We start from the raw sequence: 22,649 nt of genomic DNA, 5'->3' as shown, positions 1-22,649 counted from the left end.
ATATCGCTAAATACACCAGATTAGTGGAGCAAAAACCTCCTTACCCACGACTAGAATACCTGCAAGCTTTAAAATTGGATCATAAAATTCTAATAGATGATTTAGCTAAAATGAGCAAAGACAGAGACTATAAGCCTGTGTTCAACCCTAAATCTAAAGAAGTCTTAAAGAATTTGAACGCTGAAAAAAGAGCGAGTTTAGAGAATGAGAGGGAAGAGGTAAAAGAGCAAGCCAACCAAGAAGCGCATAGGCCAATGAAAAAAGCGGCTAATGATGATTACGACATGGGAATGTGAGTTCCACTAATGCTTTCAATAACATGTATTTAAATAATGTTATTGAATTTGGCGTAACGCCTTTTAATATTATTTTCCCTAAACTTTCCCCTTTTTAGAAACACCCTAAAAAACCACCACTAATAAAATACTGCTAACCATTACAAAAAGAACTAACAGATAACATAAATATTTACAATAAAATAGTATTAAGTTTTTCTATTTTATATACTTTTAAGCTATTTATCTTTAAAATATGTTTAACAAAATGATAAAGGAATAAGCGATGATAATCACCATAGTTAACGAAAAAGGGGGGAGCGGTAAATCCACTCTGTGCTTGAACTTGTGCGTTCAATTATTGCTAGACAAGAAAGATATTGCCGCATTAGACACTGATAGCCAAAAGAGTTTGGAAGTGTTTAACAATATTAGAAGTGAAACGAGTTTGCCCAATTTCACGCTCTTTAATCGCACAGGCAATATCACAGACACCTTAAAACAGATGACGGATAAATACGAATACATCCTTATTGACACTAAGGGCGAACATTCCAAAGAAAGCCAAAGGGCTATGCTATTGAGCGATTGGGTGCTAATACCCACCACGCCAAGCCAACTAGACACAGCGGTGTTATTAGACATGCTAGAAAGGATTAAAGACATCCAAGCGTTGAATGAAAACTTGAAAGCTTGTATTGTGATGAACCGCATCCCTACTATCCCCACTCTTAAAGAGAAAAAAGCTCTCATTGATTTTATCAACCAAAATAACGCTAATGAAAGCGTGTTTTTAATGGATAATCTATTAAGCGAAAGGATAGCTTATAAGCGTTCGGTGAGTGAAGGTATGGGTGTGATGGAATACAATGACAATAAGGCTAAAAACGAATGGTCTCAATTCTATGATGAATTGAGCGGGTATTTAGGGGGTAAAAAATGAAAGGGTAGAATTAGTTTAATTCTAAATAACGCTTAATTGTGTTATGATATTAAAAACAATCTACTTTAAAGGATAAACATGGAATTTAAAAACACTAAAAAAGACAGGCTGAGCGATTTAGAAAACCGCTTTGAGAATGCCAACAAGCATGAAACAAACCAACATGAAAAAGAAGACAGGAAAAAAGCCCACACGCTCTATATTTCAGAGAAAGTGATGAATAGCGTAGAAGAGTATTTGAATGAATTTGGAGCGTTCAGGGAAAACAAAAGCGTGTTTGTTCAAGACGCTATTGTTTTTTATTTAGAACACAAGAAAAAAGAAATGAAGCAAATGCTTTTAGATAAGGCGAGTAAGTTGTGATTTTACTGTGTTTTTATATCAATTTTCATACCAAAAGGAACTTAAATGGAAAAAACAAGACTTTTAAAGTTGAGAGCGTTGAGTTTGGCATGTTTAATGGGCTTAGGCGTGAGCGGGTGTGCGTTTGTAGATAAGCAAATTTTAAACGACCACTTGACTAAGGCTAAAAATAACCCAAAATACGATTGCCAAAAAGAAATGTGGTCCTTCCCTAAAAAATACAATGGAATAGAGCAATGCTTAAAGGCTCAAGAAGAGCTTATTGAACCAATCATCACTAAAAAGATTGATCAGTATCAATGCGGTGATTTCACTAATGAAGGCTTAAAAAATAAGTGCTTTAAAAGAAACGATGCCTATTTAAACACTCTCTTAACGCCCATCATTCAAAAACAAGAGCGTCGTTTTAGCTGCTCTGACTTCCATAACCCAGAGCTACAAGAACAATGCAAGGATAAAACTAACGCTTATGAAAAACAAAAAGACCAACAGCAAAGGCTGATCAATCTCGCGCAATTAGAAGCGTTTGAAAAAGAATACACGCAATATAAACCATACATTATCCCTTACTTCACCAAAGAATGCGTTAAAAATTCGCCTAATTTAGCTAATAGGGAAAGACTATGCCAAAAAGAAGTGCATGAAAAATTTCACGACCCTTATTCTAGCTCTAAAGAATTGAGCGTTCAATCGGCTATTTCTTTTTGCATTAAAAAAGTTGATCCAAAATTAGAAAAAGCCGCTCTGATGAATGGCGTTTTTATAAGCCCTTATAAAAAATCCACCCATTGCCAAAGAACGCATTTGGAAAACAAGAGCTTGAAAGAAATCGCTTTGGACATGAACCCTAAATTAGAAAAGCAAAGCCCTTTTATTGATGCAAACAAGTTGGCTATGCAATCTGCGGGGTTATTGAGAAAGAATAAAGATGTCTTGATCGCTTTTGCTACAGATATTTGCATGGAGCGTAATGAACATAAGAAAGGAGAGTTTATCAGTCTTAAAGAGAGTTGCACCCAATCGCAAGCCAAACTCTATAACAACAAAGAGCGCTTTGATAAATTCATACAAGATTACCAAAAAGACTTAAAAACTTGCCTTTTAGACACTTCTAACACTAAAGAAGAAGTGGAGCAAAATATTCCACAATGCCAAAAAGAGCAATTGAGGGACGATAACAAAGGCTTCACTTTAGAAGAATTGGTCAAAAAATACGCTAAGTAAAGTTATTGAATTTTATGAATGGTTTTAAAAATCCATTTCATAGTTATTGTTAGAGTTTATGGGTTCATTGGTAGTTTTGTTAAAATCTTTGAGTGGTATTTTTTTGAGTGCGTTTGTGTTTTCTTGCGTATCTTGTGTAACGGCTGTGATTTGATGGTTATTTTGCAAGTTTTCTAAAGCTATGCTTGCGCTTTTTGATAAGGTTTTAAAGCATTGTAATTCTTTCTGTAAAAAATTAAGCGATTTTTCACAGCGTTTAATGATTTTATCCTTTTGCCCTCTTTCATAAATGGGCAAATCATTTTCATTAGCTTGCGTTAAAAATTTCAAATCTTTTGATAGTTCCATAGCTCTAGTTTCTAAGAATTCTTTTCGCTTCTTAGCAAAACAATAATTTTCCTCTTCAAGTCTCTTTAAATGTTTTAAAAGATTGAGCCAAACTTGTTTGTCTAACAAATTGTCTTGTGGGTTAGAATTTCTAATATTATCATCTATCTTTTTCATTTCAAACCTAGCAATATTAACAAGTAAAGCGCTATTTTTAAAAAACTTAGCCACTAAAAACATATTGCCTTTATCAGTCAAGCTTAAATTTTGATAATTCATATACCTAAAAAATTCAAAAGCTCTTTGCGAAATGCTATGCCTATCGCTTTTAAAATCTAAAGCAATTTTTTCTAAGTTTTTAACAATATTTTTACTTGTGAAAACTTTGCTCATGCTTTTTAGTTTAGTGTAAAGTTCAAAGCGTTTTTTTGAATGGGATAAATCAGCTTCTAAATCTTTGCTAAATTCTTCCTTTAAGACTTTTAAATCTTTATAATCTTTTTCTAAATCTATAATCTTTTTTTGTGTGGCAAAAAGTTTTTTGGTGGTATAAAGATAATCTTTTATTAAAGGGCTTTTATAAACAGCTAATTTTTGAATTTTTTTATAAGTGTTTTTAGGGGTTAAAGACTCTTTATTTAACCATTTTATTTCTTTAAGTTGTTGGTTAAATTCTTTTTCATTTGTAGGGGGCGTGAAATTTTCTTTTTCCCAATGTGTTTTTTCTAATAGATTTTTTAGGCTATCTAAATGATCAGATAGGGCATTTTCTCTTTTTTTCAAGCTTTCTATTTGAGAAGTCGCGCTACCCAAAACTTTATAAAAATAGTTTTCATGCCTAAAACTCTTATTGTTTCTAGCCTGTGTTTCTAGCACATCTAACTCTGTTTCTATGTCTTTAATCGCCTTATAAATATTAGGCGTGTTAGAATATTGCAATTCGCCTTTTGAGTTGGCAAATAAATAATCTTTAAATGTTTCTCTTAGTGTGTGGTAAAACTCTTTACAGCTGTCTTTAGAATGAAAGCGTAGTTGCTTATTGGTAATTTTGTTAGTTTTGTTGATAATCACATGCGCATGCGGATTGTTTTGGTGTGTATGGAGTTTCATTATAAAAGGGTAATCATAGCCTAGCGTGTTAGTGAGTGTTTGATACACGCTTAATTCCAAAGCTTTTAAATTTTTTTCATTACAATTTTCATCAATGCTAAACACTAGATGTAAAGTGCAATTTTTAACACGGCTCTTATTTTCTAATAATTTTTCAAATTGCTCATTCCATTGCTCTGTTATATCATTATAATTAACTTTACTAAAAAATTCATCTCTCACCAGCTCACCATGTTTAGCGGTATAATCCATCGCCCTTTTTGAATGCAAGCGTGTCATGTTGCCTATATTTTTGATGACCACTTGTTTTTGCGGCTCTCTTAAACGCATAAATTCTTCTTGTGTGAGTTGGGTTAAATTTTTAGCAAACTTTTCTACTTCTTTATAATAGCGTTTAACATAAGTGTATTGTATCTTAAGCGTCTTTTTGGGCTTGATGATCTCATAATCAAAAAGCTCATCGCTTTCCAAATCTTTACTATAACTTTTTTCTAACGCCATTTTATTGTAATTTTATCCTCCCAAAAACTTTGCCGCTTGTTTTAATTTTTAGCTCTTATTCTACATTATTATTCCCCCTTTTTAAAGTGCAGGATAACACTTCAATTCCGTAAAAATTGAAGTCAATTTGACCTTGCAGGTGGCTAAAACAAGCTCTTTTAAGATATTCTTAAATCAAACTTAATCAAAAAAACTTATTTTAAAACTTTCAATTGATTCTTTTCAAACCAATTTTTTACACAAATTATGCTAAAATGAAAACAAGTTGTGCTAACTATCATTTATGAAAGGAGTTCAATATGCCAAATGTTATTACAGATTACTCGCAATACAATGAAAAGCAACTGCACAATTTCTTAAACTCCATTGAAAAACAATTGCTTAAGGCAGAAGGAGATAAAAATAAAGCGATAAAAAAAATCCAAGAGTGTGAATTGCAAGAACAAATGATCAGACAAGTTTTAGCCCAAAAACATTCTCAAGAAAAAGAACCCACACAAAGTTTGTTAAATACGATCGCCTCAAAAGATGACCCAGAATGCGATGTTTCGTTTGGAGACTTCAATGATTTTTTGCAAATAGCAAAACAAGAAAGAGAAAGGCATAATGCTTAAAGTCAGAACTAAGAAAGATTTTCTTAAAGACTTTAATAAGCATATCTTGTCTGGGCGTATTACAGAAAGCGATATTACAAGCGTTGTTGATTGCCTAAAAGAACAAAAACCACTCCAACAAAAATATTGCGACCATGCTTTGAGCGGCAATCTTAAAGGGTTGAGAGAATGCCATGTCAAGCCAAACTTGTTATTGATTTATGAAATCAAAAAACAAGAAAACGAACTTGTTTTGTTGCGTCTAGACACTCATAGCGAGCTATTTAAAAAGTGATCAAACGCTAAAAAATTTATCTACAACAATCCGTGCTAATTTTTAATTCAAGTCGCACTAACTTTAAAATAGAACATGCCAATTTCTAAAAATAAGTTGCGCTAAGCCACACTACAAAAATGTTAATCTTTATTTTAAATCTTACTCATGCAAGTCTGCGCTATAAATCAGCGTATTTCTTTTAATAATAAGGATAAGAAGTTGCAGAAAGCGATTTTCAAAAAGCAATTAAAAAATACTTATACATCCTTTTTTAACGCATCAAACACTTCTTCATTGGGCTTGACTTCCCAGTTAATACGAGAGAGTAATTCTTTGTTTTTGAAATAATAATTCGCTTTTAATTTTAAGGGTTTAGCCTTATGACCGCTCACCAAAATGATCACTTCATCTTTATCAATATTCATAATGTCTTGCGCGCTCAATAAATCCCACGCTTCTTTTCCTATACTAGAAGTCCCTCCAGTAATGAGCTGTCCTTTTTCTGTAGAGTGGCTTCGTGTTTTTCTAGTCATCTTACCGATTTCTTCGCTCACTTGTTTAGCGTATTCTAAATCATCCATTTTGAAAATTACTTTGTAAGCCACGGTGCTATTAACAATTCTTGCATCTTCTTTGCCGTAATATTTTTCAATAAGAGCGTTGGATTGCGTAATAAAAATTAAAACCACACCATAGCTCCTACTTAATGCGGGCATTTCTAACAAAAAAGGCAATTTACCAAAACGCACAAATTCATCTAAAAAGAGATAAACCCTTTCTTCAAATTTCTTTCTCTCTTTCAATAAAAGATTTTTAGCAATACTTTCCAAAAGGATACGGATAAGCGGTGCGAGCGTGTCAATATCTGTTTGAGCGATTTTAATGTAAAGAGTGATATTGTCTTTTCTTAGATCTTCGTATTCAAAACTCATGCTGTCTGTAGCGCTTTTAACTTGATAGCTTGTAAAGACTTGCATAAAACGGCTATAAACTGATTTAATGCTCGCAAACTCTTTATCATTCGCCTTAGCCCATTTGTTCGCTTCGTTTCTAATAATAGGATCTAACATACCCTCTTTCATTATAATATTGCCTTGATTGTCTTTTTCTAAATGATTCACAGAGCCATCATAATTTTTAGGATTTTCTGGGTCAGTATAGACTTGTTCGGCTACTTGTTTATACCATAGCAATTCCACATTAACATTAGGTTTCATTTTTTTGACGCCATTTTCTACTTTAGCCATATAACGCCCATTTTCTTTAACAAAACCATTATCGCTACTTTGACATTCATATAATTCAGTATAAAATCGGCTTTGTGGATTGATTAAGGGGACATAATTTTTTATAGGAGCACTTGCAATTTCAAAAAAGGTGCTAGTGTTATGCACGCACAAATCATAAAGAGCGTAAAAGACAAATAAATTTTTAGCTTGCTGTGTCCAATGGGGGTCTTTATTTGCCCCATCTTCAGCAAAAATAGTATTACCCACTTCATCTACAAGCCTTCGCTTTCGGTTAAAATCTAATTTTTCTACAATGCGTTTGTCAAACGGATTGAATTTAAGCGTGTTATCATTTCCTAAGGGATCAAATACAAAAATTTTATTTTTTAGAACTTGTTGTCTGTAACCAGCCGTTAAATCAAATAACTCCCCTTTAATATCTAACACCACACAAGAGCTAGGCACATTTAAAAGATTAGGCACAGCCACAGCTGCGGTTTTACCACTTCCAGGAGGAGCGATGATTAAAGTAGAAAGCGGAGCATCATAATAAGTAGGCTTAAGCGAATTTAAACCTTTATATAGCCCCACACAAAAACCTTTGTCAAAATTTAAAGTCATAGGATAACTTTTAGAAGACCCTAGCGTAAAGACATCTTTGCAAGCCTTAGGAAGAATTTTAGTGTAATAATCTTTTTGAATGCTATTAAGCTTATGGAATAAATTGCTAGTTTTATCTTTAAATCTATCTTTTAATGTTTTGGACTTTTCTCTCATTTAAAATAATCCTTTTAGATATTTCATAAATAGCGTTAGTTTTACACTTAAAAATCCCCTAAATACAAAGATTAAGACACAAATCACCACTAAAAAGGATAAGATCGTAAAGAAAACCTTAGGTCTTTTCTTGGCAAATTGATAAACTTTATAAAATATACACCCTATAAAAACAGGCAATAGCGTAAAGCTAGAGACAACAAACATTAGAGGTAAAAATAAAATTAAGAACAAGCTCTTAAAAATATTAAAAATATTGTATTCGTATTTAATAATATCTTTCATTTCAGCCCAAACCGCCTTGCCATGGCTATCCATATTGCGCCCATTAAAAAATAAGTAGGCTGTCAAAAATAGCGGTAATAACGCACAAAAGAATGAAAAATAAATCTCAAATTTAAAATGGGGAAAATTATGTAGGTTAAGAATAATTTTTTTTAGATAGTTATAGCTCGCTAAGAAACTAGGAAAATCTAAAAAATAATGCGATACACCTAAAAAGATAAAAGGAATGGCTAAAATAGAGATAATATAGCAATAAGGCTTATAAATTTGCATTTATTCTACTTTGATTTTACTATCTAATAAACTCATAAAATGCATAAAATCATTCTCAAAACTCTCATCTTTCATAAACTCTTCAAACTCCTTTTCGCTTTTAACCCAAACTTCACTAATATATTCCATTAAAAGAGTGAAATTTTCTTTTAGATTTTCTTGCAATATTTTTGCTTGATTTTCATCTTTTAGAAAATGGGGAGCATTAATAATGCTTTGAGAATTTTTAATAATAGACGCCATTTTTTCTAAATAATTTCTAATTAAATCAATATCAGTTTCATTTGTCATAAATTCATCCCTTTTAAATTTTTCTTATCCCCTTTTAAACAATGCGCTACGATGAAAGCGCTTTTTTTGATAGCTAGGTTTAAAATTTTTGTTTTTTCACTCCAAGCTTTCAGTTGCGTTTCAATGTCTTGCAATAAGCCCAAATGGATAACATTTTCTCCTAAAAGTGCCGCATTATTTAAATGGTAAGCAATTTGGTTAAAATTAGAACAAGTCGCATTCAATGAGCTATATAGCATCGCTAAACTGCCTAAAGCGCTTGTGATTTTTTGCTGTTTGTAGAAACTAATTTGGCTATTTAAAATAAGATTTTCTACAATTTTGGTGTAAGACTTGTTGTGCCTAGTTTTTAAATCCTTTAAAATTTGGACACATCTAACATCCAATAAAAATTCCATCCTTTTAGCGCCCTCTTTTTGTTTAGATCTCCTATAAAGTCTTGGATTTTTCATAACATCAACTCCTTTTTAAATTCGCTTTTAACATTTAAAACATCATCAATTATCCTATCACTACCTTTTTTTTTGATTTGGATAACATAGTCCATACCAGTGCAAAAATAATCTAAAAGCGTTTCTTTAGGCGTAGGTTTACCGCCTTTATTCAAGTTTATATTCTGACAAATAGCTATAAAAGCATCTACCACACTATTAGCATGTAAGGTGCTTATCATTCCGCTATGCCCGGTATTTGCTAAACACAAAAATAACGCAGTGTTATGCGTGTCAATTTCGCCTAATAATAATCTATCAGGAGACATTCTCATGGCTGCATTTAAGCCATCTTCATAAGTAAAAAATCCGCTCCCACTTTTATCCACTAAAATATTAATTTGGTCTTCGTTACTGATTTTTGACTCAGGACTATCTTCAATAGTAACCACCCTTTCGTTTTTGGGAATATTTTCAATCAAAGAATTAACAAAGCTAGTCTTACCACTAGCTGTGCCACCACTGATTAAAATATTTTTACCTGCACTTACTAAGCCAAGTAAAAAATCATAGGTAATGTTTTTAGCCAGACATTTCTCACTTAATTTAAAGGCGTTAATTTCAAACTTGAAATTGCTAGGCACTCTGATATTGATAGAAATATTAGAACTAGCAATAATGCTAGGGTGTAATGCGTTAATTCTAATTTGTGTGTAAGGCAAAGAAGTGTTTAACTTAGGCGTTTTTAGAGTGAATTTTTGGTTTCTAAAAATGGCTAATTGCTCACAAAAAACTAACAAATAATCGTTAGTAAATTTTTCATTAAAACACCTCACTTTTTCCTTTGGGCGGTGCAAAAAATACTCTTTTTCTTTATTAAAAACCACTTCATTTAAATTAGGTTGGCTTAAAATAGGCATAAAGTCATCAAGGTAACTTTTTAAAAGATTGGAAATCATTATGGCTCTCCTTGATGATTATCAAAATCCCTTAGCATTTTTCTTTGAAGTTCAATGCGCTCTTTTTCTCTTTTATCTTCTATTCTTTTAGCTAAAGAATAGAGATAGTGGATTTTAGAAAGCCTTTTATTATTATTTTTAATCTCTAGGGTTTTTTCACAATTTTCGTGTTTTTCCAGTAAGTATTCTTGGTAAATTTTATGGCTTGTGAGTTTTAGATTAAATAACTCTTTTTCTAAATCTAGTTTATCTAACTCATTAAGCTCTAGTTTTAATAATTTGTCTAGTTTTTCTTTCATAATTGTTTCCTTAAGTTTTCTAGTTCTTTTAATAAACTATTGAGTTCTTGCTGTTTTTGTTCGCACAACCTATAAGTCTCATCAAATTTTTTTTGGATTTCAACATTTTTGCTCACATAGGAGGCATAAAAATCTAAATCCTTAATTTTAGAATTTCTAGGCTTTTTAGGTTTTTTATCTTTTCTAGGCGCTTCTAAAATGGGTTGCTCTTCATTTAAATGAGCAAGCTTTTTATCGCAATTAAAATTTTCACCAATCATTGTTATAAGTCCTTTCTATATCAAAAATAATTTCAAGAGTTTTCTCGTTTTGGATAATCTTTTTTGAAAAATGCTCTTCGGTATTTAAAATTTCTGAAACCAGTCTTTCAGTAATCCTTGCTTGCATTCTCGATCTTACCTCTTTGGTTTCATGTTCTAGGCGTTTATCCATAACTTTTCTTAATTCCATTTGCGCCTCTACTGCTTTTTTGCAAAGCTCCACATATTCTGCATCTTTGCTTTCTTCTAAAGTGTTCAATAATTCTTCTTCAGGGTTGAGTTCCATTGGCAATCCTTATGTTTAATATTGTATTTTAATTTTACACTATTTAGAATAAAATTATTATTAATAATGCTATTTTGTATCATTGTTTTGCTCCTTTTCTTCATTAAAAAATTTCGCTAAGACTTCATTGTTTTTAGGGATAGGAAACCAAATATCCGTATTAGGACTAATAAAAATATGGCTTCCTTCTCTAATAGTGATAATGGGCTTAATCCTTATTTGCTCTCGCATGATTTGAGCGATAATATTGTTTAGGCTGATACCAGTTTGTCTTGTCATTTGCATCATCATGTAATCTCCAAAATAGTTTTGGTTAAAACCGCCTCTTTTGTTTTTCATCGCTTCGGTAAGACCGCTAGTAAGACCTATGAGTAGCCCATTTGACAAGGTGCTTAAGGATAAAGGAATGCCATAGCGTTCCCAATATTTGTTATGGAGTGTGCCTATCATGCCGTTATAACCCTTGACATCAGCTCCCTTAGCATCGCTTAGTATGATATTGACCCCTTGTGGCGTGATTATCCTGTTCCAAGCAATTTCTAAGCGGTATTCTCCTATTTTGTTATTAGAGTTGTAATAACCTATAGCTCTACTCCCTTTAGGGATCAAAACCGCTCTACCCATCGTTGCGTATATATCGCTCTCCACTTGAGCGACTATTTTACTCCCCCCTATTTCACTGCTAATAGGAGTGATCAGAATGGCTGGGATCATCCTGTCAGCTGTAATCGTTCTTAAAAGTTTGTTTTCGCTGCTTGCTATATTTTTTCTTTTAAAATTTTTAAACCCGCTAGAGCCGTATTCTTTTTCAAATCCTTGTTTTTCTTTGGATTTTGTGTGAGAAACGCTATTTTTTATAGAAATGGGAGGCTGCGTTTCTTTTTGACTGCTAATACGAGACGCTAAAATCACCAGGCGGGATTTTTCTTCTTCGTTAGCGGTATTGTAGTTGAAGGATGGACTTTGTGGTTTAATAAGTGTTTTATTAAAATCCTTAGGCAAATTTGGTAATTTTTGCACTAGCGCATTAAAATCATCTAAATCTTTTTGTGTTTTTTCTATATTCTCATTAACGCTTTTAGTTTCATCGTTTGGTTTCACTTCATTGATAGTATCTATTTTATTCTTAATGCCTTCGTAAGCTTGAAACAAATAAGATGAAGTAGGGAATTTACCTTGAGAAACATTAACAGCTTTTTCTTTGATTTCTTGTTCGTAAAAAAGAAAAAAACCAGCTAATACAATCACAATAATTAAGCCAATTTTTATGATTTTATGCTCTAAAAGTAAAAGAAGTTTTTTCATTTCTTGTTTTCTTTAATCTCTTTAATAGGGTTTGCTTGAATTTGTTTTTGAGTGTTATCCTGCCCCTTTTTATTCTTTTTTAAATCATCAATGGTTTTTGATCTTTCTATGTAGGGGATAGGCACGCAATACTGGGTTTTGATGGTGTGTTTTTTGAGCTTGTTTTTCAAATCTTTTTGCAAAGGCTTGGGAGCTTTTATGATGTTTTTAACCTCTTCTAAAGTCTTAACTTCTTCTTCATTTAAGGCTCGGCATTCTTTGCTTGGAGTTTGGTTTTTGATTTGAGCTAACAACTCCGTTACGCTAATGGCATTTTTAGGTTGAGGCGTAGTGTCTTCAATCAAATGCATGTTATTTCGTTTGGCTTTCATGGCTTCATCTTGCTCTAAAAGCCTTTTTAAACGCATGAAGTCCTTAGACTTTTGGTATTTGCGCTTATCTCTTCTCACGCACACATATTCCTTACCGCTCCTTAAAGTCCATTTTTTAGAAACATCTTCAGCAATAATGTAATTCCCTACCACACGGCTATTGATAGGATTATCATACCCATCTACAACCTTATAGGTGTAAGGAAATTTTGAAAAGGCTTGATCTCTGTCATATCTAAAATAAGTGTATTTGCCATCATCAAAGACATCTAGCGCTTTTATATCAAGCGCATCATCACTGGGTTTTTTATAGAGCCACAAACTCCACCAAGTGCGTTTGTGTTTGGGGTTTTGCAAATAACCACGATTGATTTTAGCTTTTTCAATGAAAATGTGATTGACTTCATCTCCAATTCTTATAAACTTGCCATCATCAATTTCCTTGCTCTCATAATTGATTTTTCTATAGTCAAGCTTTTGTTTGTCTTGTTTATTGGAATTATCTGTTTCTGTTTTAGCCAATTGTTCTTGCTCCCTTTTTTCTAACTCGTTTTTAGACAGAATATTGAGCTTACCGATAGATCTTTTATTAGAGACAAACACTGAAAAATAGCTTTGAAACTTGCTGGTGTAAGTGGTGCTAAACAAGTAAAAAGTATAAATTGTGCCGCTCGCTCCAACTACGGTTAGGTTCGTATCCACCCCTATAAGCAAGGGTTTGATCACTAGCATGTTGGATAAATCGTAATGATCATTAGTGGGGTAAGTGAGTTCAAAACCGCTAGGATCTCCTAAACTCACATAGATAATAGGATCATTATCAAAAATAAAAGTAGTAGTCATCGCATAGCGTAAGCGGATTTTATTGGTGTTGCCTGCCGCATATAAGACATTGAAATTATTGTCTTGCAATTTTCTATTTTTAGAAAAATACACGCTCTGTAAGGCTTTTAAATCCATAAGCTGTTTGGCTTTTTCTTTGTTTTCTTGCTCTTTGAAACTTTCTAAACTATCAGATTTTGCTGGGATAAGATTGTTGTTTTCTTTGCCATGTTCAAAAGAACTTGTAGGATCAGTTGCATTGTTTCTAAAAATATCCTCTTCAGCACTATGTAAAGCGCAATACAAAAATAGCGATAGGGTAAATTTTTTCATTATTGTTCCTTAACATCTTTATACTGGCTCATGTGAGGGTCTTTTTTCTCAGTATGGATAATCCTAGATTTCACACCATCATCTTTGACTTTATTTTTTTCATCCAAGTCTTTTAAAATCGCAATTTCAGTTACATCATAACCTGTAACAATAAAGCCTGTAGGGTTTAAGGGAACAGATTTTGTATCAATTTCAATAGGTTTAAATTCAAAGGTCATAATTATTCTATAACGCTTTAAGCTTTCTAACTTTTCTTTATTAAAAAGTTGTGCGGATATTTCAATATTGGCTTGGGTTTTACTGATTAAAGCGATATTGATAATGCTAATTTTTCGTGTTAGATTTATATTAGTGTAAATGCTATGTTCATAAGAAACAAGTTTTTCAAAAAAATCCCATACTTCAAATGCGCTTTGCAACCTAATGGTTTCGTGGGCTATTTCGTTTTGCTCTTTTATATTTGAAATATTTTCTCTATTATTGACATAAGATGCTACCAATTGTCTCACGAGTGCTTGATTGGCGCGAATGCTCTTGTCTGCTCTTTGGACTATGGCAAAATTTTGTGTAGCGTTTGAAAAGGTTACCAAATAAGGCACTTTTTCTTTTAAGGGCAATAAACATATAATAATAATGGCTTCTATAAGGGCTAGAGCAAAAAAGAACACCGCACTGCTAAAAATCCAATCGCCAATTTTACGCTCTGCTTGAAGAAGCACATCAGCTTCTTTGACTCCATCAAACAGCATAGTGCTTTGTAACATATCACGCTTTTTTAAACCAACTTTTTTTAAAAATCCATTGAGTGTTTTTTCTCTTTGTATCTTTTGTTGCTCTTTGGCTTTAGCTTTGACTTGTTCTTCAAACTCTTCTTCGTTTATTGCTTTAGCCTTAACATATTTTTCCCAATCATCGCCATATTTTTCTTTTAATCTTTCTTCTAAAACCTTAGGCAACTCCCATGCGTTCATGCAAACTTTTTCCATTTTATGCATTAAAGCCTTTTTGTAGATTTTCTAAGTTTGCGCAAGGGCTTTTATACATTTCATATTGTTTATTAGAGCAACCCACAAGAATAATGACTGCATAGCAAATAGATACAAGTTTTAATACCATTACTTATCCTTTTTGGACATTTTTTTACTATGTTCTTCTATAAACTTCATGCACGCAAACTTGTCTTTTTTTATCATATCAGAAGCTTTTATTTGAAGAGTTTTTTCTATGGTTTCTACAAAATTAAGTTGTTTTTCAGTTGGAGGTATCGTTTCTTTTTTTGTAGCAGAAGCGTTGTCATTGCTATTATTTCTATATAAGTTAGAAATTTCTGTGCCTAATTTCTTTTGGATATTTTGCATTAAATCAAGATAAGCGCTTTTACCATCTTTTATAATCACATCTAGCATTTCTTCTAATTTTTTAGTAAAACTATCATCCACTTTAGAAATAGCAATCCATTGTGTTTGGCTATCATTTGAGAAGAAATCAATAATGCTTTTACCAAGAGCTGTGGGCGTGATCTTTCTATTTTTGCCCTCTAATGTGATGTAATTTTTGTTTTTTAAGATCTCAAATACACTTGTATAAGTGCTAGGTCTTCCTATACCATAGGTCTCCATCATTGCAATAAAAGTGCTTTCAGTATAAGGGCTAGGGGATTTAGCTTTTATTTCTTTGATATTGAAATCTAAAATAGGCATTTGAGTTTTTAATTGCAAGCTAGAAAAATCAAGATCGCTTTCAATCTCTTCTTCATCTTTCTTTTCTTCTTCTAAATCTTTAATCGCTTTAAAACCTTTAGATTTGAGTTTGCTAAAACTGCATTTAAAGTTGTGCGTTTTTACTTTAAAGTTTAAAGTTGTGTTTTCATAAATAGCGTTTTTACTTTGAGAACAAATGGTGTTAAAAAAGATAAGCGTATAAACTTTTAAATCATCAATATCTGTAATATTGTGTTCCTCACACACTTTTTTAAGATCTTCATAGCAGTGAGGGTGTGTAATTCTTATAGCCTCATGCGCTTCAGCTTGCGAATTTTTACCAGCCCTATATTCTCTGTATTCATACACGCTAGGATAAATATTTTCAAAAAACGCTTTATGCTCTTGCAAGTATTCTTTACTTAACGCTTCGCTATCGGTGCGAATATAAGTAATCAATCCAGCTTCAAAAAGTTTTTGGGCGTGTTCTTGGATTTGCTTAACGCCCATTTCTAAAATTCTAACCCCATCTTTTAAAAGATTAGAAGTTGTGAAAGGTTTAGGTGGAGCTTTTTCTTTATCTTTTTGCTCTATTGAGTCTAAAAAAGCTAATGGGTTAAGATTATTTTTTAAGTCATTTAAAAAGTTTTGGGCTAATTCTTTAGTCTCAAACACTTTCCTTTTATTCTCTTCTACTAAAGTAATAGAGATTTGAGAACCTAGCGCATCAATAATAGCTTCTATGCTATAACTTAATTTCTCATCAATATTCTTTTGCTCAAAGGCTTGGATTTTTCTGTCTAATTCTACTAAAATGGAAAGAGCAGGGGTTTGAACCCTACCAGCACTCACTTCAAAATTCTTAATGTTTTTACGCAAATAAGACGTTAAAGTAAAGCCTACAAATTGATCGCTTACAATCCTACCTAGCCAACTATAATAGAGATTGAGATTGTTTTGAGAAAATAGCACAGCATTGTTCAAGCCTTTTTCTACACCGCTTTTTGTGATTTCATGAAACTCCGTGCGATAAATTGTTTTAGCCAGATTTTTGATTTTTTCATAAAATTTATAACCTATGCCATAACCCTCTCTATCAGGGTCAGTAGCAATATAGACCACTTTATCTTTACATTGATTGATCATGTGGTTGATGTGAGTGGATTTATCCTTTTTCTTATCCGTGCTTTTTTTGATTTCAAAAATAGGGTTAAATTCTTTACCCACTTCAATATTGACTAGCTCAACAAAATGCCCACCAGTCGCAAAAACAAATGAACTTCCTGTTAATTCTTTGATTTTAGCGATTTTATTGGGACTTTCTATGATAAATACGCAGTTTTTATACATATTGAACATTCTCGCTTTCTTTTTTCATTTTAGTTTTTAAATACTCTTCCTTGTAAGTTTCTTGGTTTGTTTTTTTAAGGTCATTGAGGATTTTTCTATTGCCAGCATTGCTATCAAGGATATAAAGTAGTTCTTGCAAATCTTTTTTTAAATCAATTTCAATAAAAGCTGAAGCGTTTGTAACGATATTTTTCACTAGCACTTGTCTGGCTCTCATGTCCGTGTTGTGTAAGAAATTGATTTCGCTATCGCTTAATGGGACGCCGCATTCTATTAGTTCATCAGTATCTTTTGTGGGGTAGATAATCACTTGAGAAAGGTTGCCTATCAAACTCTTTGCTTTATCAATGCCTAATTCTTTGACTTGAGATATTTTTTGAAACGCCATGCAAAGTGTTCCGTTGATTTTTCTAGCTTGAGCGAGCGCGTTAGCGATATAGGCAAACATTATAGGATGCATAATGTAGTCTTTAGTTTCATCAATAAATAGGAAAAAAGGTTTGTTGTGTTCCTTTGCTTCAAAAAACAATTTGTGGAACAAATACATAGCAATTAGCCCCATAAGTTTTTTATCGTTAGCAAAAGCATCCATGTTGATCACGCTCAAAGGGCTTTTAGAAAAATCCAAACAATCTTGAAATTTTTTAAAATAGACTTTTTCCCCTTGTGATTTTAAAATCTCATTAAAATCTTGTTCGCTAGAGCCTAAATTTTTGGCAATTTCTAATAAGTTTATTTGATTTTTTTGTTCGCCCATGTAATTATAGGTATCTCTAATAACCTTATCTATAGACTGAGAAGCCTTATTATCTTGTTGGTTATCGCTATCAATATTGAGCATAAATTTAATCCAGGTTGCCAGAAATTGCCTATTTTCTTCTGTATCTTTTAAACTGAAAGGGTTGATGTAAAAACCACCATCTGTATTAGCAGTATTGTATTGACCTTCAAAAAAGTCAGTCATAATCTCTAAACCATTCATCCTGTCAAGAGCTACCACACTCATGTCGTATTTAGTCAGTAAATTGGCGATTAAAAAACTAATAAAAGTGGATTTACCGCTCCCTGTGCTACCAATTATCATGGTATGACCTACGACATTGTCGTTTCTATCTCTACCTTGCTTAGCTTGAAAATTGAAAAAGTGGGCTGATCCATTTTGATTTTTAAACACGCTGACAGGACAATCTCCCCAACTATTTTCTTTAAAGCCTTCTTGATATTTTTCAAACATAATCAAACTAGCAATATTTTGGCTAGTTTGAGGTCTTAGGCGTGAATTTAAAAAATTTCTTTCAGGAAAAAATGAGAAAAATATAGGACGCATGTTGATGCTTTCTAAAACCGCTGAAAAGCCTTCTTTTTTCAAAGTGTTATATACAACAATTGATTTTTTATCTAATTCTTTTTTAGAATTAGCAAAAACCATAATTGACAAACTAACTTTTTGTATTTGCGCTCTGTCGGTAGAAACCATTTGCTCTAAATATTCTATATTTTGATAGCTAATATCTTTAGAGCGTTTTTTACGCTCTCTAATAAAAAACAAAGCTCTTTCTTTATCCATAGCTTCTATGGTAAGCAAAATGTCTAAGTTAAACTTTTCGCACAAAAGATTAGATAAAGCCAAAGAAGTGATATTATCCACATCATAAGCTTTCACAGCAATAAAACGCTTAAAAGTCTCTATTCCGTTATAGTCATGTATAAAGTGGTCTTTTTTAAAATATAAATGAGATTGGATATTCCCATCGCTCAATCGTCCTTGTTTGTATTTGAAATCACAATAATGACCATTACAATATTCAGCGTATAAATTCAATAGATCGTCTGAACTTAAAAATTTAGGCTCAAAGTCTGTTAATATGGAACTTATCTTATTTAAAATCTCAGCTAAAAGCGTTGCTTTATCTTGCAATTCTTTATTTTCTACCGCATTCTTTTTTATTTTATAAGCTTCCTGTTTTTGTGCTTCTGAGTTTTTAAAATTATCTTTTAAAGATTTCTCTTCATCATTATTTACATACTTATCAGTAGTCATTTTTGCTTTCCACTTTTCTAAAAGCCCTTTTATATTGACGCTTTTTGTTTCAATAATTAAATAGTAAGTCGTGATATAAAATTCTTTATTTTTTTCATAAGCATTAACAATTTTTTTAGCGTATTTACTCACACCATCTTTGTTGTAAATAGTTTGAGTTTTTATATCTCTTCGTTTAGCAACAATTCTTAGCGTAACACCATCTATCAATTCATTCAAAGCTTGTGTTCTGTATAAAAATTGTGTAGCCACCTCTTCTTTATCAAAATTTGAATAAGTTATTCCACTTAAAGATATTGCTCCTACTAAGTTTCCTTTATGCGTTAATACAAACTTTTCATCAAATTTCCCATTGATATTGTTTTCTTGAACTAAAGAATATTGGCTAGGAATACAAAAACTTAAGAAATTGAAAATAAATTTTTTAAAACCCTCTAAACCAAGAAACATTTTTAAAACCCTTTAAGCATAATATTCTTTAGTGTCATTTTTTAGCGTTAGGTTTGCCAAAATAATGTTTGTAATATCTTCATCAAAAAATTCTAATATGTAAAACATTGTTACTAACGCTACCAATAGCACCACGCCATATAATAAAGACCACACAAACAAGAAAGAAGCGCTCAAAAAAGAAATTATCCAGCTATTCATATTAAGCTTTAAAAACTTCTCTTTTTTAGATATTTCTCTAACATTGATGGTCTCTACATAATTTAAAATCATTCACCCAACTCCAAATAATTTGGTAGCAATCGTTTGAGCGTTTGCAATAGCAATAGTGGCTAAAATTATCCCTATACATTTCCACGCAATTTCTCCTAGCCTGTCTAGGTTTTTAACTACATAAATACCCACACAAATCACAATAATTGCACCTATTGCTTTCATAAAAGGACCGCTAGTAAAATTGATGATTGTTTGTAACGCATTAGACTGCCACACGCCAGTGCCATTTGCCAACAATAAATTGGGTATAGCTAACAGCATAAAATATAAAGCTTTTTCTTTGAAATTTTTACATTTCATAATCTACTCCTTGAATTGGTTTTTCATTTTCTTTTGTGTCGTTTTGTGAGGTTGTTTGTTCTTGTGGTTTCAATAAGGCTAAGCACTCATTTTTAAGAGCTTCTAATTTTTCTTTTTTCTCACCATCAAAAAACAAAGATTGTTTCTCTATTCTTTCTAAAAAGTTTTTTATCATTTCATTATTGATATGATCATTACCGATTAAATTGGCTAGCTTTAAGTCATCGTTACAATCCTTGGAATATGGGATAAAAACATTAGGCATATTTTCTGTATGCTTATAAATGATTTCTTCACTAATCTGTGTATAGACTTGTCCATTTTTATCATTGTCATAAGCTAAAACAATATTTAAAGACAAATCAGGTTTATTCACAGGCTCAGGCTCTGTGGTTTGGATTTGCGTGTTCTGTGTAAATAAATTACTCATTGCTTGTTGTTTTAAATGGGTTAAATCCATAATGCGCCCTTTTAAAATAATAGGCGTTGCGTCATTAGGGCTTTTATAATACGCCCTTGATTGATCCACAGAAACTTTTTTATCTATGTAATCATAAATACCCAAAGCCTTAGCGCAAAAATTGTTAAAGGCACTAAAATCATTGTTACAATTAAAATCTTGACCTATAGGTTGTTGTGTAGGGATAATGATTCTAAATCTTTCAGCAATATGTCCGTGCTTTTCTTTATTATGGTTTCTTGATGGGATAATAAGCGTTTCTATGCCATGTTTTTTAAAGAGACTTTTAGTTTCTTCTAGGCTAATATTAGGCTTATCTTTGTCATTATCTATGTCAAAAATAAGCAAGTTAGAAAAGCCTTTGGTGTTATGGGTGTTTCTATAGTTATTCTTATAAATCGCGCTTGAATAATGGTAGTTTGTAATCACCCTAACTAATTCATCTAAACTTTTTACGCTTTCATTGACCCAATCTTTAGCTGGCATAAAATCTGTGCTACTAGGATATTTAGCCCTTGAAAAATGGATAGTTAAATTATCTCTAGTGGTGTTTGTTTTATTTTCAATTCTTGTTTGAGCGCCTTTATACAATTCAAAGCTCTGAGCCTTTTTAAGATAGTCAGCGTATTCTTTGCTTTTAGATTGCTCAATATCGCTCAATAATTTTTCTAAAAAAGCGTCCAATTTATCAGCATTAAATTGTCCGTTACAACTTAATAGAATACTTTCATAAGCATTGAGCTTTCTTAGTTGCAAATAACTCATGCTATCAATAATGCTTTCACTTAAAACAATATTTTTAATCGGCTTTAAATCCTTAGGAGCAAGCATTTCTATACCTTTTTCCCCCTTATTTAAGGCATTGATAGGTCTGCTTAATACTTGATTATTTAAGCTAGTCATAGGATTTTCCAAGCGTCTAGTGTAAGAAATGATCTTATTAGAATGGCTATTTTTAGAATATAAGAAGTTAGGCACACACATGTTATTATGTTTGTCTTTTTTTAAAGAGTGGTTATAGGCTAAAAAGAGATTACCCTTAAGCTTTCTTTTTTCTAACATTTTGGAATTGGTTAAATCATAAAGTTCAAATTGATTGAATTTATCAATAATTTTTTGTTGCTCTTTAAATTTATCTGCTTCTTTACTAGTTAGTTTAGAGACATTTTCTTTTATGGTATCGTCGTTTATGATTAAACCTTGTGTAAAACCCATTAAATCTAATTTTCTGTTCTTACAAAAATTGATAATATTGCCGCTATCAGCTTTATTGTCGCAGTTTAAATAAAACCATTGAAAATTAGCATTTTGTCTTACAAGAAGCTTTTCATTACCATTATTATAAACTTTCCAAATTTTAGTGCTTTTTTGTGCGTTCAATCTATAACCATTTCTTTCTAAAAGGCTATCTAGTGGTAAGTGTATAGCGTTCTTTACATAAGCCATAATCTAAGCCCTTATGCACATACTCTTAAATCTTTAGATTTAACGCTCAATCTATTAAAAGCTCTTTGCAAATTTTTCAATACAATAGCTTTTTGATAAGGACATTTGTTACTAGGGAGTGCTTTTTTGCTCAAGCTTTTATAATTAAGCGTAAAAATTGTCTGTGTGTCATTTAGAGGATTAAAACTAAAAAGTAAGTCGTTAAATTGTCTGAATTTATTAAAAACGATCTCTTTAAGCTCGCAAATTTGATTATTAACTCTATACTTCACGCTTTTTAGCCTTTGTGTGTTCTTTTGTAAAAAGTTAATAATTCTTAAAAAAAAGGGGGAAGAGAGTGTGTTTTTATTGAATTTACTCCCTTGAAACTCCTTATTTTTTGTGAAGTCTTTTAAATAGATATACACATAGCCTGGCTTATTTTTTACCGCTTCAATTAACCCTTGATCTTCCAAATCATTGATTGCATTTCTTAAAGACCTATCTACACACTGATGCACTTGCGTGTAATAGTGCCTACTTAATGCAATTTTATTGCTTTTTGAACTTAGTGCAATCTCACAAAGCTCTCTGTAAAGCCTTCTAGCACCAACCCCACCAAATAAAGTGCTATAAAACCTATCTTCAACAACTTTTCTAAAGATTTCTACATTAACATCTGGATAGTTTTGGAAATAAAATTGTTGTGTCTTTTTAGAAAATTTAACATTGTCTAAAAACATTTCTTGGCACTCTTTAGAATTTAAGTGCAGTTTAGGGATTTTAAAAAACTTCATAAACTTCCTTTAAAAAGAAGCTTAGATAAAAGTTTTATAAATAATTACATTCTCTAAAGAATAAAACTTTCTAAAAACATTTCTTAACACTCTTTAGAATTTAAGTGCAGTTTAGGGATTTTAAAAAACTTCATAAACTTCCTTTAAAAAGAAGCTTAGATAAGAGTTCTATAAATAATTACATTCGCTAAAGAATTAAACTTTCTAAAAAATTGGATTTTAGATCTTATGTTATGACTTTAAGTTTTATTTTATCGCTTCAGATTTTATTTTATGATTTCAAATTTATTTTGTTTTCAAACTCGCTTTCTTAAAC

23 protein-coding genes and 1 pseudogene are annotated in these 22,649 nt (G+C 31.8%); 6 read left to right on the top strand and 18 right to left on the bottom strand.

Features of this window, described 5'->3' with window-relative positions:
- From EAL87_RS07320 to EAL87_RS07305, 4 genes and pseudogenes are all read left to right on the top strand, one after another.
- A pseudogene (locus EAL87_RS07320) lies at positions 1-296 on the top strand (helicase); the annotation flags it as partial.
- A 265-nt stretch (positions 297-561) separates the two neighbouring features.
- Positions 562-1,218 carry a ParA family protein gene (locus EAL87_RS07315; protein ID WP_120914075.1) on the top strand — a complete coding sequence of 219 codons (657 nt, stop codon included), beginning with the start codon at positions 562-564 and terminating at the stop codon, positions 1,216-1,218.
- 78 nt (positions 1,219-1,296) lie between these two features.
- Positions 1,297-1,581, top strand: a complete 285-nt coding sequence (locus EAL87_RS07310; protein WP_000394655.1) for a hypothetical protein — start codon at positions 1,297-1,299, stop codon at positions 1,579-1,581.
- 45 nt (positions 1,582-1,626) lie between these two features.
- Positions 1,627-2,805 (top strand): hypothetical protein, encoded by a 1,179-nt coding sequence (locus EAL87_RS07305; RefSeq protein ID WP_120914073.1) that lies wholly within the window; start codon positions 1,627-1,629, stop codon positions 2,803-2,805.
- Positions 2,806-2,829: 24 nt separating this feature from the next.
- On the opposite strand, the gene EAL87_RS07300 is transcribed toward EAL87_RS07305, so the two are convergent.
- On the bottom strand, positions 2,830-4,743 hold the full coding sequence (locus tag EAL87_RS07300; RefSeq protein ID WP_120914071.1) for a relaxase/mobilization nuclease domain-containing protein: 1,914 nt from the start codon (positions 4,741-4,743) through the stop codon (positions 2,830-2,832).
- 299 nt (positions 4,744-5,042) lie between these two features.
- Between EAL87_RS07300 and EAL87_RS07295 the strand changes: the two genes are divergently transcribed.
- A complete protein-coding gene (locus EAL87_RS07295; RefSeq protein ID WP_120914070.1) occupies positions 5,043-5,357 on the top strand; it encodes a hypothetical protein in 315 nt (104 codons plus the stop codon).
- A complete protein-coding gene (locus EAL87_RS07290; RefSeq protein ID WP_120914059.1) occupies positions 5,350-5,631 on the top strand; it encodes a type II toxin-antitoxin system RelE/ParE family toxin in 282 nt (93 codons plus the stop codon). Before EAL87_RS07295 ends, EAL87_RS07290 begins: the two co-directional genes overlap by 8 nt.
- A 239-nt stretch (positions 5,632-5,870) precedes the next feature.
- On the opposite strand, the gene EAL87_RS07285 is transcribed toward EAL87_RS07290, so the two are convergent.
- The 17 genes from EAL87_RS07285 to EAL87_RS07205 all read right to left on the bottom strand — a co-directional run bounded on the left by EAL87_RS07285 (position 5,871) and on the right by EAL87_RS07205 (position 22,333).
- A complete protein-coding gene (locus tag EAL87_RS07285; protein ID WP_162972696.1) occupies positions 5,871-7,619 on the bottom strand; it encodes a type IV secretory system conjugative DNA transfer family protein in 1,749 nt (582 codons plus the stop codon).
- The gene (locus EAL87_RS07280) at positions 7,620-8,177 is read right to left on the bottom strand and encodes a hypothetical protein (RefSeq protein ID WP_120914057.1); all 558 of its coding nucleotides are present in this window, start codon (positions 8,175-8,177) and stop codon (positions 7,620-7,622) included. It lies immediately after the preceding gene.
- The gene (locus tag EAL87_RS07275; RefSeq protein WP_120914055.1) at positions 8,178-8,468 is read right to left on the bottom strand and encodes a hypothetical protein; all 291 of its coding nucleotides are present in this window, start codon (positions 8,466-8,468) and stop codon (positions 8,178-8,180) included.
- The gene (locus tag EAL87_RS07270) at positions 8,465-8,920 is read right to left on the bottom strand and encodes a mobilization protein (protein ID WP_120914053.1); all 456 of its coding nucleotides are present in this window, start codon (positions 8,918-8,920) and stop codon (positions 8,465-8,467) included. Before EAL87_RS07270 ends, EAL87_RS07275 begins: the two co-directional genes overlap by 4 nt.
- Positions 8,917-9,858 carry a CpaF/VirB11 family protein gene (locus tag EAL87_RS07265; protein ID WP_120914051.1) on the bottom strand — a complete coding sequence of 314 codons (942 nt, stop codon included), beginning with the start codon at positions 9,856-9,858 and terminating at the stop codon, positions 8,917-8,919. Before EAL87_RS07265 ends, EAL87_RS07270 begins: the two co-directional genes overlap by 4 nt.
- On the bottom strand, positions 9,858-10,157 hold the full coding sequence (locus EAL87_RS07260; RefSeq protein ID WP_120867531.1) for a hypothetical protein: 300 nt from the start codon (positions 10,155-10,157) through the stop codon (positions 9,858-9,860). The genes EAL87_RS07265 and EAL87_RS07260 overlap by 1 nt, the downstream gene beginning before the upstream one ends.
- Complete coding sequence (locus EAL87_RS07255; RefSeq protein WP_000578842.1) at positions 10,154-10,417, bottom strand: hypothetical protein; 264 nt, start codon at positions 10,415-10,417, stop codon at positions 10,154-10,156. Before EAL87_RS07255 ends, EAL87_RS07260 begins: the two co-directional genes overlap by 4 nt.
- Positions 10,407-10,703, bottom strand: coding sequence for a hypothetical protein (locus tag EAL87_RS07250; protein ID WP_078271986.1), 297 nt, complete (start codon positions 10,701-10,703; stop codon positions 10,407-10,409). The genes EAL87_RS07255 and EAL87_RS07250 overlap by 11 nt, the downstream gene beginning before the upstream one ends.
- Positions 10,704-10,772: 69 nt before the next feature.
- Positions 10,773-12,008 (bottom strand): DNA type IV secretion system protein ComB10, encoded by a 1,236-nt coding sequence (locus EAL87_RS07245; protein ID WP_120914049.1) that lies wholly within the window; start codon positions 12,006-12,008, stop codon positions 10,773-10,775.
- Complete coding sequence (locus EAL87_RS07240; RefSeq protein ID WP_120914047.1) at positions 12,005-13,534, bottom strand: TrbG/VirB9 family P-type conjugative transfer protein; 1,530 nt, start codon at positions 13,532-13,534, stop codon at positions 12,005-12,007. The genes EAL87_RS07245 and EAL87_RS07240 overlap by 4 nt, the downstream gene beginning before the upstream one ends.
- The gene (locus EAL87_RS07235; protein WP_120914079.1) at positions 13,534-14,520 is read right to left on the bottom strand and encodes a VirB8 family type IV secretion system protein; all 987 of its coding nucleotides are present in this window, start codon (positions 14,518-14,520) and stop codon (positions 13,534-13,536) included. The genes EAL87_RS07240 and EAL87_RS07235 overlap by 1 nt, the downstream gene beginning before the upstream one ends.
- 129 nt (positions 14,521-14,649) lie before the next feature.
- Positions 14,650-16,584, bottom strand: a complete 1,935-nt coding sequence (locus tag EAL87_RS07230; protein WP_120914077.1) for a type IA DNA topoisomerase — start codon at positions 16,582-16,584, stop codon at positions 14,650-14,652.
- Complete coding sequence (locus EAL87_RS07225) at positions 16,577-19,075, bottom strand: VirB4 family type IV secretion/conjugal transfer ATPase (RefSeq protein ID WP_120914045.1); 2,499 nt, start codon at positions 19,073-19,075, stop codon at positions 16,577-16,579. Before EAL87_RS07225 ends, EAL87_RS07230 begins: the two co-directional genes overlap by 8 nt.
- Before the next feature lie 12 nt (positions 19,076-19,087).
- Positions 19,088-19,348, bottom strand: a complete 261-nt coding sequence (locus tag EAL87_RS07220) for a hypothetical protein (protein ID WP_000602757.1) — start codon at positions 19,346-19,348, stop codon at positions 19,088-19,090.
- Positions 19,349-19,651: a TrbC/VirB2 family protein gene (locus EAL87_RS07215; protein WP_120914043.1), complete on the bottom strand. Its 303-nt coding sequence runs from the start codon at positions 19,649-19,651 to the stop codon at positions 19,349-19,351.
- A complete protein-coding gene (locus EAL87_RS07210) occupies positions 19,641-21,557 on the bottom strand; it encodes a toprim domain-containing protein (protein ID WP_120914041.1) in 1,917 nt (638 codons plus the stop codon). Before EAL87_RS07210 ends, EAL87_RS07215 begins: the two co-directional genes overlap by 11 nt.
- Before the next feature lie 11 nt (positions 21,558-21,568).
- Entirely contained in the window at positions 21,569-22,333 is a 765-nt protein-coding gene (locus EAL87_RS07205) for a hypothetical protein (RefSeq protein ID WP_120914039.1), read from the bottom strand.
- Positions 22,334-22,649 lie beyond the last annotated feature (316 nt).

This window comes from Helicobacter pylori, assembly GCF_003636935.1.
GTDB lineage: Bacteria > Campylobacterota > Campylobacteria > Campylobacterales > Helicobacteraceae > Helicobacter > Helicobacter pylori_CH.
The sequence above is the reverse complement of the archived record's forward strand: the minus strand, read 5'-3'. Positions and strand labels throughout refer to the sequence as shown.

Coding starts and splice junctions, on each gene's coding strand:
- EAL87_RS07315 (WP_120914075.1), top strand. CDS start 562: ATGATAATCACCATAGTTAACGAAAAAGGGGGGAGCGGTAAATCCACT.
- EAL87_RS07310 (WP_000394655.1), top strand. CDS start 1,297: ATGGAATTTAAAAACACTAAAAAAGACAGGCTGAGCGATTTAGAAAAC.
- EAL87_RS07305 (WP_120914073.1), top strand. CDS start 1,627: ATGGAAAAAACAAGACTTTTAAAGTTGAGAGCGTTGAGTTTGGCATGT.
- EAL87_RS07300 (WP_120914071.1), bottom strand. CDS start 4,743: ATGGCGTTAGAAAAAAGTTATAGTAAAGATTTGGAAAGCGATGAGCTT.
- EAL87_RS07295 (WP_120914070.1), top strand. CDS start 5,043: ATGCCAAATGTTATTACAGATTACTCGCAATACAATGAAAAGCAACTG.
- EAL87_RS07290 (WP_120914059.1), top strand. CDS start 5,350: ATGCTTAAAGTCAGAACTAAGAAAGATTTTCTTAAAGACTTTAATAAG.
- EAL87_RS07285 (WP_162972696.1), bottom strand. CDS start 7,619: ATGAGAGAAAAGTCCAAAACATTAAAAGATAGATTTAAAGATAAAACT.
- EAL87_RS07280 (WP_120914057.1), bottom strand. CDS start 8,177: ATGCAAATTTATAAGCCTTATTGCTATATTATCTCTATTTTAGCCATT.
- EAL87_RS07275 (WP_120914055.1), bottom strand. CDS start 8,468: ATGACAAATGAAACTGATATTGATTTAATTAGAAATTATTTAGAAAAA.
- EAL87_RS07270 (WP_120914053.1), bottom strand. CDS start 8,920: ATGAAAAATCCAAGACTTTATAGGAGATCTAAACAAAAAGAGGGCGCT.
- EAL87_RS07265 (WP_120914051.1), bottom strand. CDS start 9,858: ATGATTTCCAATCTTTTAAAAAGTTACCTTGATGACTTTATGCCTATT.
- EAL87_RS07260 (WP_120867531.1), bottom strand. CDS start 10,157: ATGAAAGAAAAACTAGACAAATTATTAAAACTAGAGCTTAATGAGTTA.
- EAL87_RS07255 (WP_000578842.1), bottom strand. CDS start 10,417: ATGATTGGTGAAAATTTTAATTGCGATAAAAAGCTTGCTCATTTAAAT.
- EAL87_RS07250 (WP_078271986.1), bottom strand. CDS start 10,703: ATGGAACTCAACCCTGAAGAAGAATTATTGAACACTTTAGAAGAAAGC.
- EAL87_RS07245 (WP_120914049.1), bottom strand. CDS start 12,008: ATGAAAAAACTTCTTTTACTTTTAGAGCATAAAATCATAAAAATTGGC.
- EAL87_RS07240 (WP_120914047.1), bottom strand. CDS start 13,534: ATGAAAAAATTTACCCTATCGCTATTTTTGTATTGCGCTTTACATAGT.
- EAL87_RS07235 (WP_120914079.1), bottom strand. CDS start 14,520: ATGGAAAAAGTTTGCATGAACGCATGGGAGTTGCCTAAGGTTTTAGAA.
- EAL87_RS07230 (WP_120914077.1), bottom strand. CDS start 16,584: ATGTATAAAAACTGCGTATTTATCATAGAAAGTCCCAATAAAATCGCT.
- EAL87_RS07225 (WP_120914045.1), bottom strand. CDS start 19,075: ATGTTTCTTGGTTTAGAGGGTTTTAAAAAATTTATTTTCAATTTCTTA.
- EAL87_RS07220 (WP_000602757.1), bottom strand. CDS start 19,348: ATGATTTTAAATTATGTAGAGACCATCAATGTTAGAGAAATATCTAAA.
- EAL87_RS07215 (WP_120914043.1), bottom strand. CDS start 19,651: ATGAAATGTAAAAATTTCAAAGAAAAAGCTTTATATTTTATGCTGTTA.
- EAL87_RS07210 (WP_120914041.1), bottom strand. CDS start 21,557: ATGGCTTATGTAAAGAACGCTATACACTTACCACTAGATAGCCTTTTA.
- EAL87_RS07205 (WP_120914039.1), bottom strand. CDS start 22,333: ATGAAGTTTTTTAAAATCCCTAAACTGCACTTAAATTCTAAAGAGTGC.